Origin of the sequence: Paraburkholderia phytofirmans (assembly GCF_046028095.1) — a bacterium.
Lineage (GTDB): Bacteria > Pseudomonadota > Gammaproteobacteria > Burkholderiales > Burkholderiaceae > Paraburkholderia > Paraburkholderia phytofirmans_A.
The window spans coordinates 1-15,861 of record NZ_JAQQDJ010000019.1 but is presented as its reverse complement, the minus strand read 5'-3'; the positions used below and the strand labels follow the sequence as shown (position 1 = coordinate 15,861).

General features: G+C 61.9%; 12 protein-coding genes. 2 read left to right on the top strand and 10 right to left on the bottom strand.

Annotated elements, in window-relative coordinates; all coding sequences use genetic code 11:
• Window positions 1-3: 3 nt before the first annotated feature.
• The 8 genes from mraY to coq7 all read right to left on the bottom strand — a co-directional run bounded on the left by mraY (window position 4) and on the right by coq7 (window position 8,801).
• A complete protein-coding gene (gene mraY / locus PQR54_RS35020) occupies window positions 4-1,173 on the bottom strand; it encodes a phospho-N-acetylmuramoyl-pentapeptide-transferase (RefSeq protein ID WP_095418165.1) in 1,170 nt (389 codons plus the stop codon).
• A gap of 17 nt (window positions 1,174-1,190) precedes the next feature.
• Window positions 1,191-2,603, bottom strand: a complete 1,413-nt coding sequence (locus PQR54_RS35015) for a UDP-N-acetylmuramoyl-tripeptide--D-alanyl-D-alanine ligase (protein WP_408253829.1) — start codon at window positions 2,601-2,603, stop codon at window positions 1,191-1,193.
• Complete coding sequence (locus tag PQR54_RS35010; protein WP_408253826.1) at window positions 2,600-4,147, bottom strand: UDP-N-acetylmuramoyl-L-alanyl-D-glutamate--2,6-diaminopimelate ligase; 1,548 nt, start codon at window positions 4,145-4,147, stop codon at window positions 2,600-2,602. The genes PQR54_RS35015 and PQR54_RS35010 overlap by 4 nt, the downstream gene beginning before the upstream one ends.
• Window positions 4,144-6,009, bottom strand: a complete 1,866-nt coding sequence (locus tag PQR54_RS35005) for a peptidoglycan D,D-transpeptidase FtsI family protein (protein ID WP_408253823.1) — start codon at window positions 6,007-6,009, stop codon at window positions 4,144-4,146. The genes PQR54_RS35010 and PQR54_RS35005 overlap by 4 nt, the downstream gene beginning before the upstream one ends.
• Entirely contained in the window at window positions 6,006-6,356 is a 351-nt protein-coding gene (ftsL, locus tag PQR54_RS35000) for a cell division protein FtsL (protein ID WP_408253820.1), read from the bottom strand. The genes PQR54_RS35005 and ftsL overlap by 4 nt, the downstream gene beginning before the upstream one ends.
• Entirely contained in the window at window positions 6,353-7,306 is a 954-nt protein-coding gene (gene rsmH, locus PQR54_RS34995; RefSeq protein ID WP_408253818.1) for a 16S rRNA (cytosine(1402)-N(4))-methyltransferase RsmH, read from the bottom strand. The genes ftsL and rsmH overlap by 4 nt, the downstream gene beginning before the upstream one ends.
• Window positions 7,307-7,321: 15 nt before the next feature.
• A complete protein-coding gene (gene mraZ, locus PQR54_RS34990; protein WP_408253815.1) occupies window positions 7,322-7,750 on the bottom strand; it encodes a division/cell wall cluster transcriptional repressor MraZ in 429 nt (142 codons plus the stop codon).
• A 412-nt stretch (window positions 7,751-8,162) separates the two neighbouring features.
• On the bottom strand, window positions 8,163-8,801 hold the full coding sequence (gene coq7 / locus PQR54_RS34985) for a 2-polyprenyl-3-methyl-6-methoxy-1,4-benzoquinone monooxygenase (protein ID WP_408253813.1): 639 nt from the start codon (window positions 8,799-8,801) through the stop codon (window positions 8,163-8,165).
• Window positions 8,802-9,104: 303 nt separating this feature from the next.
• Between coq7 and PQR54_RS34980 the strand changes: the two genes are divergently transcribed.
• A complete protein-coding gene (locus PQR54_RS34980; RefSeq protein ID WP_408253811.1) occupies window positions 9,105-10,274 on the top strand; it encodes a porin in 1,170 nt (389 codons plus the stop codon).
• 205 nt (window positions 10,275-10,479) lie between these two features.
• Here PQR54_RS34980 and PQR54_RS34975 read toward each other — a convergent pair whose 3' ends face one another.
• Together PQR54_RS34975 and PQR54_RS34970 are read right to left on the bottom strand one after the other, a co-directional pair.
• A complete protein-coding gene (locus PQR54_RS34975) occupies window positions 10,480-12,153 on the bottom strand; it encodes a long-chain fatty acid--CoA ligase (protein ID WP_408253809.1) in 1,674 nt (557 codons plus the stop codon).
• A gap of 146 nt (window positions 12,154-12,299) precedes the next feature.
• Window positions 12,300-14,378: a molybdopterin-containing oxidoreductase family protein gene (locus PQR54_RS34970; RefSeq protein ID WP_408253806.1), complete on the bottom strand. Its 2,079-nt coding sequence runs from the start codon at window positions 14,376-14,378 to the stop codon at window positions 12,300-12,302.
• 187 nt (window positions 14,379-14,565) lie between these two features.
• On the opposite strand from PQR54_RS34970, the gene PQR54_RS34965 reads away from it, so the two are divergent.
• Window positions 14,566-15,762: a M20 aminoacylase family protein gene (locus tag PQR54_RS34965; protein ID WP_408254022.1), complete on the top strand. Its 1,197-nt coding sequence runs from the start codon at window positions 14,566-14,568 to the stop codon at window positions 15,760-15,762.
• Window positions 15,763-15,861: the final 99 nt, after the last annotated feature.

Here is a 15,861-nt window from a genome sequence, read left to right as displayed (position 1 = left end):
TGCTTAACGCAGTTTGAGCGTGGACAAACCAAAGAGACACAACATCAACGTGATGATCCAGAAGCGCACGACCACCTGCGTTTCCTTCCACCCCGACAATTCGAAATGGTGATGCAGCGGCGCCATCTTGAAGAGACGCCGCCCTTCGCCGAAACGGCGCTTGGTGAATTTGAACCAGGTGACCTGCAACATCACGGAAAGCGTTTCCGCGACGAAAATGCCGCCCATGATGAAGAGCACGATTTCCTGACGCACGATCACCGCCACCGTGCCGAGCGCGCCACCGAGCGCGAGCGCGCCGACGTCGCCCATGAACATCTGCGCCGGGTGCGTGTTGAACCAGAGGAATGCGAGCCCTGCCCCGCCCATCGCCGAACAGAAGATCAGCAGTTCACCCGCGCCGGCGATATGCGGAAACAGCAGGTATTTCGAGTAGACCGAGCTGCCCATCACATAAGCGAACACACCGAGCGACGCGCCGACCAGCACGACCGGCATGATCACGAGGCCGTCGAGACCGTCGGTGAGATTGACCGCGTTGCTCGCGCCGACGATCACCAGATACGTCAGCACGATGAAGCCCCACACGCCGAGCGGATAGCTGATCGATTTGACGAACGGCAGCATCAGGTCGGCGCGCGCCGGCAAGCCCATCGAAAGGCCGCTGCGCACCCACGCCATGAACAGGTCGAACACGCGCACGTTGCTCGCTTCGGACACGCTGAAGGCCAGATAAACCGCCGCGAACAGGCCGATCACCGACTGCCAGAAATACTTTTCGCGCGACGACATGCCGCGCGGATCCTTGTAGACCACCTTGCGGTAATCGTCGACCCAGCCGATCACACCGAAACCGAACGTGACAAGCATCACGATCCAGATAAAGCGATTGGTCAGATCGGCCCACAACAACGTCGCCACGGCAATGCCGAGCAGAATCAGCACGCCGCCCATGGTCGGCGTGCCGGATTTGACGAGGTGAGTTTGCGGGCCGTCTTTGCGAACGGCCTGACCGACCTTCATGGCGGTCAGCTTGCGAATCACCGCCGGGCCGCAGACGAGCCCGATCAGCAGCGCGGTGATGGTCGCCATCACCGCACGGAAAGTCAGATAACTGAACACGCGCAAGAAGCTTGCGTCATTCTGCAGCCATTGCGCCAGCGCCAGTAGCATGCTTCGGTCCTTCTATTTCAATGTGCGGCGGGCGTACTGCCCGCTGCGTTGGGTTGTGGACTCGTTACGGCGTCCACCACGCGCTCCATCTGCATGAAGCGCGAGCCTTTCACGAGAAGCGTTGCGGCAGGACCGAAACCGGCCTGCTGCAATTGCGCGACCAGCGTGCCGATGTCGGCGACGTGATGCGCGTTGGCGCCATACGCGGTGCAGGCGTCGCGCGAGGCGTCGCCCATTGCGTACAGCGCGTCGATACCGCGTTCTTTGGCGTATGCGCCGATTTCGCGGTGAAATGCCGGACCGTTGTCGCCGACTTCTCCCATGTCGCCCATTACCAGCACGCGCGGCGCGGCGCGTGAGGCGAGCACGTCGATCGCGGCGCGCATCGAATCGGGGTTGGCGTTGTAGGTGTCGTCGATGACGGTGGCGCCGGCGAGCGAGCCGAGTACGGCCTGTTTCACCTGCAAGCGTCCCTTCACCGCGCCGAACAATTCGAGCCCGCGCTTGATCGCGTCGAGTGAAACGCCCGCGGCTAAAGCTGCTGACGTTGCGGCCAAAGCGTTGTGCGCGTTGTGGTCGCCGAGCACTTGCAGCGTGACTTCGAGCTGGCCTTCCGGCGTATCGATGCTCAGGACGTTGCCGGAGAACGTGCCTCTCACTGCCGCCTCGGTGATGCGCTCGGCGGTGTTCAGCGCGAAGTCCATGATGCGATTGCCGGTTGCGGCTACGCGCCAGATGCTCGCGTAGGCGTCATCGGCCGGGAACACCGCGACGCCTTCCGGCGACAGCGCGTGAATCACGCTCGCATGTTCGAGCGCGACGGCTTCGACCGTCGCCATGAATTCCTGATGTTCGCGCTGCGCGTTGTTCACCACGGCGACCGTCGGCTCGGCGATTTTCGCGAGCTCCGAGGTTTCGCCCGGATGGTTCATGCCGAGTTCGACTACCGCCAGTTGATGCGATGCGTGCAGACGGAACAGCGTGAGCGGCAAGCCGATGTCGTTGTTGAAGTTGCCTGCGGTCGCGAGACGCGCGTCGGCGCCGACCGCGGCGGCGAAGATCGACGCGATCATTTCCTTGACCGTGGTCTTGCCGTTGCTGCCCGTCACGGCGACGAGCGGCATGCTGAACTGGCGGCGCCAGCCGCGTGCGAGCGCGCCGAGACCCACGCGCGTGTCGGTGACTTTGAGCGCCGGCACAGTCCAGTCTTGCGGCGTGCGCGTGACGAGAACGGCCGTCACGTTGCGGGCGGCGACGTCCGGCAGAAAGTCGTGAGCGTCGAAGCGGTCGCCCTTGATCGCGACGAACAGATCGCCGGGGCCCGCGCTGCGGCTGTCGGTCGAGACGCGTTCGAACGTGACTGTATCGTCACCGACCACGGTCGCGCCCGCAATCTGCACGGCGGCTTCACGCAGCGAGAACATGGTCATTCGCCACCTCCGCGTGCGTGCGTCGCGCGTGCGGCCAGCGCGAGGCGAGCGTGGTCCTGATCGGAGAAAGCGCGTTTCTTGCCCATGATTTCCTGTGTTGCTTCGTGCCCCTTGCCGGCCAGCACGATGACGTCTTCGCGCGCGGCGCTGCGGATCGCTTGCAGGATCGCGCTCGCGCGGTCCTCGATACGGCGCGCCTTCGACGCGTCTTTCATTCCAGCCGCGATCTGCTCGATGATGGCTTGCGGATCTTCGCTGCGAGGGTTGTCGCTGGTCACTACGACGCCGTCGGCGATTTTCTCGGCGATCGCGCCCATCAGCGGACGCTTGGTCGCGTCGCGGTCGCCGCCGCAGCCGAACATGCAAATCAGTTCGCCGCCGCGCGCGGTCGCCATCGGGCGCAACGCCTCGAGTGTTTTTTCCAGCGCATCCGGCGTGTGCGCGTAATCGATCACGACGAGCGGTTCGTCGTTTTGCAAGCGGCCGCCGAGACGCTGCATGCGACCGTTCACCGATTCGAGCTTTGCCAGTTCGGCCACGGCGGCGTCGAACGGGACGTCGGCGGCCAGCAATGCGCCCAGCACGCCGAGCAGATTGCTCACGTTGAACGCGCCGAGCGTTTGCACTTCCACTTCGGCATCGCCCCAATCCGAGGTGCTCAGATGGAACGCCGTGCCCGTGGCAGTGGCGCGCACGTTTGAAGCGAGCAGAAGCGCGTCGGCTTGAGGCGCGTCTTGCAGTGTGTCGTCCAGGCCGTATGCGATCGTGCGTGCGTGCCCCTGCGTGCTCGCGAGCAAACGCCGGCCGGCGGCATCGTCGCGATTGATCACGGCTGCGCGCAGTTCCGGCCAGGCGAACAGACGCGCTTTCGCCGCTTCGTAGGCTTCGAACGTGTGGTGATAGTCGAGATGGTCTTGCGTGAGATTCGTGAATACGGCGATGTCAAACGCCGTGCCGTTCACGCGCCCCTGATGCAGCGCGTGCGACGACACTTCCATGGCCACCGCCTGCGCGCCCGCATCGCGCAACTGCGCGAGACTGCGCTGCAGTTGCGGTGCGTCGGGCGTGGTGAAGCCGGTGTGCACCAGGTGGCCCGGCAAGCCGGTGCCGAGCGTGCCGATGATCGCGCAGGGCGTGCCGAGCGCCGTCAGCGCCGCCGAAATCCACTGGCTGCACGAGGTCTTGCCGTTCGTGCCGGTAACGCCGAGCGTCAGCATGCTGTCGCTCGGATCGTTGTACCAGCCGCTCGCAATCGAACCCGCGAGTTCGTTCAAAGCCGGCACGGCCAGGGTGTTCGACGGATCGATCGCGCCGCTGAAGCCTTCGGGCTGAACCAGCACGGCGGCGGCGCCACTTTCGATGGCGCCCTCGATGAACGGGCGGTTGTCCGCGCCATCAACGGCGTAGGCGAAAAACGCGTCGCCGGCCGCGAGCGAGCGCGTGTCGGCGTGCAGATGCGCGCCTGGCTGCACGTGAGCATGCAGCCAGGCGAGGGCGTCGGCGATCTGCCGCTGTGCGGGATGCTTCTTCCGCAACATGCTCATCGCACGACTCCCGGATGGCTTTTCGCGTTCGCAGAAATCGTCATCTTCTTCGCGCCGGCACTGGTGGAGATTTTCTTGGCCGTGGCCGGCGTGGCGGGCGCGGTCGGCGCGGCCGGGGCCGAATCGTCCGACACCACCATTTGCTTGACCGGCATGTCCGGCGGCACATTCAACGAGCGCAGCGTATCGCCGACGATGCTCGAGAACACCGGGCCCGACACCTGACCGCCGAAGTGGCTGCCCGCCGTCGGTTCGTCGACCGAAACGGCGACGACGATGCGCGGGTTCGGCATCGGCGCCATGCCGACGAACGAAGCGCGATATTTGGAGTGGTCGTAGCCGTGCGCGCCATGCTTGTACGCCGTACCGCTCTTGCCGCCGACGCGATAGCCCGGCACCGCCGCATCCGGCGACGTGCCGCCCGGGGCCGTGACGGTTTCGAGCATCGCGCGCACCTGGCGAGCGGTGGTCGGCGCGAAGATCTGCGGACCGGTGGCCGGCTGATCGCCAGGCGTGCGGAAAATCGACACCGGCATGATTTCGCCGTCATGGGCGATCGCGGTGTAAGCGCGGCCCAACTGGAACAGCGACACCGACAGACCATAGCCGTACGACATGGTGGCCTGCTCGATGCGGCGCCAGCCCTTCCACGGACGCAGACGGCCGGCCGCCGCGCCCGGGAAACCGACCTTCGGCGCCTGGCCGAGACCGATGCTGGTGTACATGTTCCACATCTCTTCGGGCTTGAGCTGCATGGCGATCTTCGTCGCGCCGATGTTGCTCGACTTCTGGATCACGCCGCCCACCGTCAGCACGCCGAACGCGCTGTCGTCGGTAATCGGCGCACCGTCAAGCACGAAGCGGCCGCCGCCTGTATCAACCAGTGTAGTCGGCGTGACGCGGTGCAGATCGAGCGCGAGCGAGACCGTGAACGGCTTCATGATCGAGCCGGGCTCGAACGTGTCGGTCAGGATGCGGTTGCGCAACTGATCGCCGGTCAGGTGGGAACGGTCGTTCGGGTTGTACGTCGGGTAGTTGACGAGCGCCAGCACTTCGCCGGTGCGCACGTCGATCACCATGGCCGCACCGGCCTTCGCCTTGAATTTCTCGACGGCCGCCTTCAGGTTCGTATAGGCGATGTACTGAATCTTGCTGTCGATCGAGAGATCCACGTCCTGACCGTTGTGCGGCACGACCTGCTCGTCCACATCTTCAATGATGTGGCCCATGCGGTCCTTGATCACGCGACGGCTGCCCGACATGCCGGCGAGCAGCTTCTGGTCGCCGAGTTCGACACCTTCCTGGCCTTCGTCTTCCACATTGGTGAAGCCGATCAGGTGGGCCGTGATCTCGCCTTCCGGATAGAAGCGCTTGTACTCGTCGCGCGCGTAAATGCCGGGGATCTCCAGCGCGGCGACTTTTGCGGCGACGTCGACCGGCACCTGGCGCTTCACGTAGACGAAGGTCTTGTCTTCCGAGAGCTTGGCGCGCAGTTCCTTATTAGTCATGCCGAGCAGTTTGCCGAGCGACGTCAGCTTGTCCGCGCCGAGGTCGTCCGGCACCGATTCGGGAATCGCCCAGATCGCGCGCACCGGCAGACTCGTGGCCAGCACGAGACCGTTGCGGTCGAGAATCTTGCCGCGCGTGGCCGGCAGTTCGAGCCGGCGCTGATAGCGGATTTCACCCTGCTTCTGATAGAACGCGTTGCCCGGGCCCTGAATCCAGAAGGCGCGCGCGGTAAGCGCGACGAACGCCATGAACAGCAGGAACACGACGAGTTTCGAACGCCACATCGGCAGACGCACCGACAGGATCGGATTGGCCGAAAAAGCCACGCTCTTGCGAGTCGACGATTTTTTCATCGCACGCCTCCGCGACGGGTCGCTGCCGGCGCCGATGCCGGGCCGGAAGTCGGAATCGGTGCATCTTCGGCTCGCGCCGCGCCCGGATCGAGCGTGAGGTATTGCGTGCGGCCGGTGGTGACCGATTGCATCTTCAGGGAATCAGTGGCGATAGTCTCGATGCGCGACGTTTTCGACAACGCGCTCTGCTGATATTGAAGCTGCGAGTAATCCTGCTGCAGCTGGCGCTCCTGCGATTGAGCGCGCTGCAACTGGATAAAGATCTGGCGCTGCTGATTGGTAGCGTTGACGACGGACAAAGCGCAGCCCATCACGATGATCAGCAGGAAGATGTTGAGACGATTCATGGTGCGATCCGCTCCGCCACACGCATCACGGCAGAACGGGCGCGCGGATTCGCGGCGACTTCAGCGTCGCTCGCGAATACACGGCCGATGATTTTGAGCGGAGGGCTCGGCAGATCGACGGCGCGAATCGGCAGACGGCGATCCACCGCGGGCGTACTGGCGTGCGCCTGCATGAATCGCTTGACGATCCGGTCCTCGAGCGAATGAAAGCTGATGACCACCAGCCGCCCCCCTTGCTCCAACAGCGACAACGCTGCTTCTAAAACGACTTGCAGCTCCGCAAGCTCTTGATTGATGTGAATCCGTATAGCTTGAAAGGTGCGGGTTGCCGGATCCTTGCCCTTCTCACGGGTTTTGACGACGTTAGCCACGATTTGGGCAAGCTCGCCCGTGCTGACGAGAGGCCCAAGACGGTCGGACTCTGCCCGGCGAGCAACAAGCGCCTTTGCAATCTGAAAAGCAAACCGTTCTTCCCCATAATCTCGTATCACCTCCGTCAATTCCTGCACCGTGGCCCGCGCGAGCCAATCAGCCGCTGATTCGCCGCGCGTCGGGTCCATCCGCATGTCGAGCGGGCCGTCGGCGCGGAAGCTGAAACCCCGCTCCGGATCGTCGATTTGCGGCGACGATATGCCCAGATCCAATAAAACGCCCGACACCCGTCCTACGCCGCGCTCCGCAATCGCGGTGCGCAGTGAAGCAAAACTCTCGTGCACGATGCCGAAGCGCGGATCCGCAATCTGCTGCGCCGTGGCGATGGCGAGCGGGTCTTTGTCGAAAGCGATCAGACGCCCCGACTCAGCCAGCTTCTCCAGCACCAGGCGGCTATGCCCACCGCGCCCGAACGTGCCGTCCACATACACGCCGTCCGCGCGCGTGACCAGCGCTTGAACCGCTTCGTCCAGCAGCACCGTGCGATGCTGCAATTCGTTTCCCATCGCAGGTGCCATATATGTAAGCCGCGATCAGAACGTGAAATCTTTTAACGCGTCGGGCATGCCCTCGGCCATTGCCGCCTGTTCCTTCGCGGCGTATGTTTGTGCATCCCACAACTCGAAGTGACGACCCATGCCGAGCAAGGTCACTTCTTTTTCCAACCCACCAGCCGTGCGCAATTCCGGCGACACGAGCACGCGCCCTACGCCGTCCATTTCCACGTCCATTGCATTGCCGAGAAAAATGCGCTTCCACCAGGTCGCGTTCATAGGCAGCTTGTCGACCTTGTCGCGGAAGATCTCCCACTCCGGGCGCGGAAAGAGCAACAGGCAGCCGTCCGGGTGCTTGGTGATCGTCACCCGGCCCTCTGCCTGTGTCTGCAGCGCATCCCGATATCGAGAGGGAATAGACATCCGCCCTTTCGCATCGAGCGTCAGCGCCGACGCCCCTTGGAACACTTCGCTCTCCCCATTTGGCGCATTGGCGCGCCAGCTGCCCGACCCATGAAAATCTACCCGAAACCGCTTGCGAGATCACACAAAAATACACTTTCTCACACTGTCTCCCACTTTAGAGGAACGCTAAACAGGGGTCAAGGGAGATACGCGCTTTTCCGGCGAATTTTGTTTGTTAGAACAAGGACTTAGCGCGACTCCTTCACGTCACGCATAAAACGGAAAACCGTTATAAATGAATGAGCTAGTACAGCTTGTGAAGGTGATACGTGAAAAGTGCGGAGGAAAGGCGCGGAATGAAAGAGATCGTTAAGCGGGATCGGCGGGTGTGGGATGGCGTTTCCGGGTACTTCAGGCGGACGGCGCGCGAGGCGCCGTCCCACTTCCGAGAGGTGCGTGAACGGCTGTCTTTAACTTATATGTAATAGGCGGTGCGGGTCATGACTTTCGACACGGCGCGCATCAGTGCGCGCGCGGGAAACGGTAGCTCGAGGCCGCCGGCTTCCATCGCCGCCTTACCGTGTTCCGCTTCGTCCACGCGCATCTGCTCGACGATGGCACGCGACTCGTGATCGGCTGCCGGCAGTTCGTTCAGATGGCTGTCGAGATGCAGTTCCACCTGACGCTCGGTCTCGGCCATGAAGCCGAGGCTGACCCGGTCGCCCATGCGCCCTGCCGCGAGGCCGATGGCAAGTGCACCCGTATACCAGAGCGGGTTCAGCAGACTGGGACGCGAGTCGAGCGCTTCGAGACGTTTGGAAGTCCACGCGAGATGATCTTCTTCCTCGATTGCGGCGCGATTGAACACAGCCCGCAAGGACGGCGATTTGGTGGCGAGCTTTTGAGCCTGGTAGAGCGCCTGGGCGCAGACCTCGCCGACGTGGTTCACGCGCATCAAGCCAGCCGCGTGCGCACGCTCGGCCGGTGAGAGTTCGACCGCCGGTTCCGTCACCATGGATTCTTGCGGAACCGGCAACGGGCGACTCATCCGCGACACGCCGGTCATTGAGCGTAAACCCCGATCAAACTCGCTAATCAACTCGTCCAGAAACATTCAGCACTCCCTCATTCAACCACCGCCCCACCGATCCTCCAGGTCCGCTCGACAAGGCTTTGCAGTGCAAAACCGGCTTCACGGAAACCTTCAAACCGCATGAATCGGGCGGCCAATTTCTGATTTTAGACCATGTTGCGTAAACGAAACAGGAGCCTTCGCGCCCCGCTCCTTTTTCTTTGTGCCATGTATGCCTTTTGTTACATTACGTGCAACTTCTCGCGAAGTTGGACATGCAAGGCCTCAACGCTAGATAAATATTCTGCCTTGTACAAAAGATTCGTAATCCTTGGAGATCATTCGATGAAAAAGTCGCTTCTCGCTCTCGCAGCACTGGGCGCATTCGCAGGCGTCGCACATGCTCAGAGCAGCGTGACCCTGTACGGTATCATTGACGAAGGCTTCAACATCAACACCAACTCGGGTGGCAAGCACCTGTACAACCTGTCCAGCGGCGTTCTGCAAGGCTCGCGTTTCGGCCTGCGCGGCACGGAAGATCTGGGCGGCGGTCTGAAGGCCATCTTCGTGATCGAAAACGGCTTTGACGTGAACAGCGGCAAGCTGGGTCAAGGCGGCCTGATGTTCGGTCGTCAAGCTTACGTCGGCCTGTCGAGCCAATTCGGTACGGTCACGCTGGGTCGTCAGTACGACTCCGTCGTCGACTACGTCGGTCCGCTGGAAGCCGGCGACCAATGGGGCGGCTACATCGCTGCTCACCCGGGCGACATCGACAACTTCAACAACGCGTACCGCACCAACAACACGGTCAAGTACACGAGCGCAAACTACGGCGGCCTGACGTTCGGCGGCACTTACAGCTTCGGCGGCATCGCCGGCAACGTCACGTCGAACCAGATCTGGTCGTTGGGCGCTGGCTACAACAACGGTCCGTTGGTCTTGGGCGTTGGCTACTTGAACGCACGCACGCCGGCAGCTTCGGGCGGCCTGTTCAACAACGGCGGTACGGCTGCAGCACCGGCCGCGGCTGTGACGTCGCCGGTCTACGCTGGCTTCACGTCGGCTAACACGTATCAAGTGATCGGTGCAGGCGGCGCGTACACGTTCGGCGCAGCAACGGTTGGCTTGACGTACTCGAACATCCGCTTCGGCAACCTGGGCGCTTCGTTCGCATCGCCGTTCAAGGGCCAGTCGGCTACGTTCAACAACGCGGAACTGAACTTCAAGTATCAGTTGACCCCGGCGTTGCTGGTCGGCGCAGCGTATGACTACACGCGCGGCGCGGAAATCAACGGCAACTCGCGTGCTCAGTACCACCAAGGCGCAGTCGGCGTGGACTACTTCCTGTCCAAGCGTACCGACGTGTACGTGACGGGTGTGTACCAACACGCTCTGGGCGACACGATCACCGCAACCGGTGCTACGGTCGACGCAACGGCAGGCATCAACGGCCTGACGGGTTCGTCGAACCAGAACCAGTTCACGGCTCGCATCGGTATCCGCCACAAGTTCTAATAAGTCGTAAAAAAGCAGTTTGCCTCAAAGGCGCCTTCGGGCGCCTTTTTTTATGGCGCTCGCTACCGGCGGGCTTGATCACTACAGTTCCGCGATGCGATGGCTGCGCAAAAGAAAAGGCCGGGCAGACTTTGCGTCTGCCCGGCCTTTTCCGCTTACTCGCCACTTCTTGCCGGCTTCCTGCCTGAACAGTGCGCGATTCCGCCTACGCCCGTCCGTCGCGCAATTCGCGACGCAGAATCTTGCCGACGTTGCTCTTCGGTAATTCAGTGCGGAATTCGACGATCTTAGGGCGCTTGTAGCCGGTCAACTGCTGCTTGCAGTAGGCGAAGATGTCGGCATCGGTGAGCGCCTGATCCTTCTTCACGACGAACAGCTTCACCGCTTCGCCCGAATGCTGGTCCGGCACACCGACCGCGGCAACCTCGAACACGCCCGGCAGCTTGGCGACCACGTCTTCAATTTCATTCGGATAGACATTGAAACCGGACACCAGAATCATGTCCTTCTTGCGGTCGACGATCTTGACGAAGCCGCCGTCGTTCATCAGGCCGACATCGCCCGATTTGAAGAAACCGTCCGGCGTCATCACTTTCGCGGTTTCGTCGGGCCGGTTCCAGTAGCCCGCCATCACCTGCGGGCCGCGGATGCAAATCTCGCCGGGCTGGCCGAGCGGCACTTCGTTGCCTTCGTCGTCACGAATCGAGATTTCCGTCGACGGCAGCGGCAGGCCGATCGTTCCGCTGTATTCGGTGACGGTGACCGGATTGCAGGTCACGCACGGCGACGTTTCCGACAAACCGTAGCCTTCGATGATCGGCGTATGCGTCTGCTCGTACCAACGTTTGGCGACGGCTTCCTGCACCGCCATACCGCCGCCGTTCGCGGCGATCAGCTTCGAAAAATCCAGCTTATGGAAATCCGGGCTGTTCAACAACGCGTTGTACAGCGTGTTGACGGCGGGAATCGTCGTGATCGGATAGCCTTCCAGCGCCTTGATCATGCCCGGAATGTCGCGCGGATTCGGAATGAGTATGCCGAGGCCACCGGTACGGATCGTCAGCAGCCCGCACACGGTCAGCGCGAACACGTGATACAGCGGCAACGCAACGACGGTGACGAACTGATCGATATCCGTGCGATTCGCGCGAACCGGATCGAGCCAGATCTCCGACTGCAACACATTGGCGATCAGGTTCCGATGCAGCAGCGTCGCGCCCTTGGCTACACCTGTCGTTCCGCCCGTGTACTGGAGAAAAGCGACGTCTTCAGGGCCTTGCTGGACCGCTTTGAAATTCTGGCGTGCGCCTTCCGCGATGGCGGTGTTGAATTTGACGTGCCCCGGCAGACTCCAGGCCGGCACCATCTTCTTCACCTTGCGCACGACGAAATTCACCAGCGTGCCTTTGATCCCCATCAGGTCGCCCATTGCCGCCACGACAACATGCTTGATCGACGTGTTGCGTACGATCGCCTGCAGCGTGACCGCGAAGTTCTCGAGCAGAATGATCGCTTCCGCTCCGCTGTCCTTGAGTTGATGCTCGAGTTCACGCGGCGTATAGAGCGGGTTCACGTTCACGACCACATAGCCCGCACGCAAGATGGCTGCAATGGCAACCGGATATTGCAGCACGTTGGGCATCATGATCGCGATGCGCGCGCCGCGGGCCAGGCCCTTCGACTGAAACCATGCGGCGAGTTTGCGCGAAAGCGCGTCTAGCTCGCCGTAGCTGATCTCCTTGCCCATGCAGACGAACGCCGGTTTGGCGCGGTGCTCGCGGAAGGCTTCTTCGAGCAGTTCTCCCACCGACGAATAGCGGCTCGGGTCGATCTCTGCGGGAACGCCGGGCGGATAAGATTTCAGCCAGATTTTGTCCATGCAGCGTCTCCTCCTTTATTTTCGAATGGTCGTGCTAAAAACGCATCGTAGCATGGGCACCTCGGTGCTATTCGCGAAAAGCGGCCTGGTTAGACTGCAGCCTCGAACCCGTGAGGGACGCGCGCTGCGGGATGGCTGAGCGGGTTTCAGACGCGTTCGACTTCGACCAGGCAGTCGTAGAACGTTGCCGAGCCGCCCAGATCGGTGAGCGCCTGGCTGGTGAGTTGATTGGCATTGCAGCCGTCGGGCGCAAGCTTTTTCCACCAGATCGACAGGCCGACCACGAGCCCTTCACGGGCTTTATCCGTGACGCGCACGCGCGCCTGCATCGAACCGCGATCGTTGAAGACGCGCACCTGAGCGCCATCGACGATGTCTCGTGATTGAGCGTCGGCCGGATGCATGTCGAGATGCGGCTCGCCTTCCGTCGAACGCAGGCTTTCCACGTTCACAAAGGTGCTGTTCAGGAAGTTGCGGGCCGGCGGCGAGATCATCGCAAGCGGGTAGCGGGCGGCGAGCTCCGGTGCGCCGTCGGCGGATTCGTAGGGCGGCAGGTAGTCGGGCAGCGGGTCGAGTCCCTGCTGTGCGAGGCGTTCACTATAGAACTCGCATTTGCCGGATGGCGTTCGGAAGCCGCCTTCCGCAAAAGGCGCGTCTGGCAGGTTCAGCGGGGCCCAGCCGGTTTGCTTCAACGTTTGCCAATCCACCCCTTCGAGCGTTTTGTCCTGCCAGCGGAGCGCAGCCTGTGCGATGGTCTCATCGCTCTCGAACAGTGCCGGTTCGTCGAGCCCCATATGGCGCGCGAAGCCGCGGAAAATCTCGGTGTTTGGAAGTGCGCCGCCGACGGGTGCGATTGCCGGCAGGTTGACCATCACGTGCGTGTGGCCGTATGACTTGTGGACGTCGAGGTGTTCGAGTTGAGTGGTCGCGGGCAGGAGCAGATCGGCGTAGTCGGCGGTGTCGGTCTGGAAGTGCTCCAGCACGATGGTGAACAGATCCTCGCGCGCGAAACCCGCAGCGACTCGCTCGGAATCCGGCGCGACGGCCACGGGATTCGAGTTGTAGACAACGATCGCTTCGACTTTAGGGCCGAACGCGGCGTCGCCCTTGTGCAGCAACGCATCGCCGATTGTATTCATATTGATGACGCGGCTCACCTTGGACGGCCAGCCCGGCATCAGGTCCGGACGCTGCAATGCGTGCGAGTCGACCGGCGCCCAACCGCCCGAAGACAGCAGCACGCCACCCGCTCTCTCACGCCACGCGCCCGTCAACGACGGCAGACAGGCAATCGCGCGCACGGCGTTGCCGCCGCCACGCACGCGCTGCAGACCGTAGTTCATGCGAATTGCGGCCTTTTTAGTACCACCGTAAAGTCGTGCAAGATCAATGATAACGTGCTCATCAATACCGCAAATTTCAGCAACGCGCGACGGCGGGTAATTCAGCGCGCGGGCCTTCAGTTCATCAAAACCTAATGTGTGGGCCTCGATGTAAGCGTGATCGAGCAGATTTTCCGTGATCAACACGTTCATCATGCCGAGCGCCAAGGCGCCGTCGGTGCCGGGTTTCAGGGCAATATGCTCATGGCATTTTTCGGCGGTCAGCGATCGGTACGGATCGATCGCGATCAGCCGTGCGCCGCGGCGTTTGGCCTGTTGGGCGCGTGTCCAGAAATGCAGGCTCGACGCGACGGGATTGGAGCCCCAGACGAGGATGACTTCGCTCTCGTCGAAAAACTCGGTGAGCATGCCAAGGCTCGCGCCATAGGTGTACTTCAACCCGGCGGCGCCAGCGGACGCGCAGATCGTACGGTCCAACTGCGATGCGCCGATCTTGTGGAAGAAGCGCTGCGCAATGCTGTCGCCCTGAACTAAACCCATCGTGCCCGCATAGCTGTAGGGGAGGATCGCTTCTGGCGCGCGGCGCGCAATCTCCGCGAGACGGCCAGCAGCGATCTGAAATGCCTCGTCCCAACTGATCGGTTCAAAGCGGCCCTCGCCTTTCCGGCCGACGCGCTTCATCGGCATTGTCAATCTTTGCGGATGATGCACGCGCTCTGCATAGCGGCTGACCTTGGTGCAAAGCGCGCCTTGCGTCGGCGGGTGCTCAGGATCAGCGACAACCTTGATCGCACGTCCGGCTGCGACCGTCACTCGCATCGCGCAGGTGTCGGGGCAATCGTGCGGGCATACGGCGCGAGCGAATTCAGTCGGGGCATTCATCGGCGATCCGTCCAAGAAGGCAGTGAGCAGTGGAGCGATGCGGGATTCTATTACGGCAATTGCTGCCTGGTCTGCGTGGCGCCGCCAAAAAGGCCTTGGGCGTAGAATCGGTTGTTACCGTGCCCGGGCCAATGGGGCCCCGAGCGATTCCACGCAAGCCAAAGCACAGACGCGTCACCACTCCATCATGAAACTGATTCCCGAAATCCAAGCCGCTCACGGCGAAATTCAGACCCTCCGACGAACAATCCATGCCCATCCGGAATTGCGTTACGAAGAAACGGCGACGGCCGATCTGGTGGCACGAACTCTCGAATCCTGGGGTATCGAAACACATCGAGGGTTGGGCAAAACCGGCGTCGTCGGTGTGCTGAAACGCGGCAATGGTTCACGCTCCATTGGGCTGCGGGCCGACATGGATGCGCTGCCGATACAGGAACTGAACAGCTTCGACCATCGGTCGAAAAACGACGGCAAGATGCACGCGTGCGGCCATGACGGACATACCGCGATGCTGCTCGGTGCCGCGCGGCACCTGGTCAAACATGGCGAATTCGACGGCACGATCGTATTCATTTTCCAGCCTGCTGAAGAAGGCGGCGCCGGCGCGCAAGCCATGATCGACGACGGCCTGTTCGTGAAATTTCCGGTCGACGCGGTGTTCGGCATTCATAACTGGCCGGGCATGCCGGCGGGACACTTCGGCGTGACCGAAGGTCCGATCATGGCGTCGAGCAACGAGTTTCACATTGAAATCAAAGGCGTGGGTTCGCACGCCGCGCTGCCGCACAATGGCCGCGATCCTGTCTTCACTGCGGTGCAGATCGCGAACGGACTGCAGAGCATCATCACGAGGAACAAGAAGCCGCTCGACACCGCCGTGCTGTCGATCACCCAGATTCACGCTGGCGACGCGGTCAATGTTGTTCCGAACAATGCGTGGATCGCAGGCACAGTGCGGACGTTTACGACCGATACGCTTGATCTGATCGAAGCGCGCATGCGCAAAATCGCGGAGGGCACTGCCGAGGCCTACGATTGCTCGGTCGATATTCAATTCCACCGAAACTACCCGCCGACGATTAACAGCAGCGAAGAGGCCCGCTTTGCAGCGACGGTGATGAAGGAAATTGTCGGCGCGGATAACGTCGACGACGCGGTTGAACCGACGATGGGCGCGGAGGACTTCTCTTTCATGTTGCTCGCCAAACCGGGTTGTTACGCGTTCCTTGGCAATGGCGATGGAGGGCACCGAGATTCGGGCCATGGCGCGGGTCCGTGCATGTTGCATAACGCGAGCTATGACTTTAACGACGAGTTGTTGCCGATCGGCTCGACGTACTGGGTACGACTCGCACAGCAGTTCTTGGCGCAGGGCAAATAGAATGCTTTCGAGAGGGTTTTCGGCTGTGATTGGTTCGTCGCCTGTTATCTCTCGCGCAACGGGTGATTAACGCCCGTTGCCGCTCGCTCGCCTAAGCCT

What these genes read in the sequence shown, in the direction of transcription:
- coq7 (WP_408253813.1), bottom strand. Translation starts at nt 8,801, where the DNA reads ATGTTTCTGGACGAGTTGATTAGCGAGTTTGATCGGGGTTTACGCTCA.
- PQR54_RS35010 (WP_408253826.1), bottom strand. Translation starts at nt 4,147, where the DNA reads ATGAGCATGTTGCGGAAGAAGCATCCCGCACAGCGGCAGATCGCCGAC.
- mraY (WP_095418165.1), bottom strand. Translation starts at nt 1,173, where the DNA reads ATGCTACTGGCGCTGGCGCAATGGCTGCAGAATGACGCAAGCTTCTTG.
- PQR54_RS35005 (WP_408253823.1), bottom strand. Translation starts at nt 6,009, where the DNA reads ATGAAAAAATCGTCGACTCGCAAGAGCGTGGCTTTTTCGGCCAATCCG.
- PQR54_RS34975 (WP_408253809.1), bottom strand. Translation starts at nt 12,153, where the DNA reads ATGGACAAAATCTGGCTGAAATCTTATCCGCCCGGCGTTCCCGCAGAG.
- PQR54_RS34965 (WP_408254022.1), top strand. Translation starts at nt 14,566, where the DNA reads ATGAAACTGATTCCCGAAATCCAAGCCGCTCACGGCGAAATTCAGACC.
- rsmH (WP_408253818.1), bottom strand. Translation starts at nt 7,306, where the DNA reads ATGGCACCTGCGATGGGAAACGAATTGCAGCATCGCACGGTGCTGCTG.
- PQR54_RS34980 (WP_408253811.1), top strand. Translation starts at nt 9,105, where the DNA reads ATGAAAAAGTCGCTTCTCGCTCTCGCAGCACTGGGCGCATTCGCAGGC.
- ftsL (WP_408253820.1), bottom strand. Translation starts at nt 6,356, where the DNA reads ATGAATCGTCTCAACATCTTCCTGCTGATCATCGTGATGGGCTGCGCT.
- PQR54_RS35015 (WP_408253829.1), bottom strand. Translation starts at nt 2,603, where the DNA reads ATGACCATGTTCTCGCTGCGTGAAGCCGCCGTGCAGATTGCGGGCGCG.
- PQR54_RS34970 (WP_408253806.1), bottom strand. Translation starts at nt 14,378, where the DNA reads ATGAATGCCCCGACTGAATTCGCTCGCGCCGTATGCCCGCACGATTGC.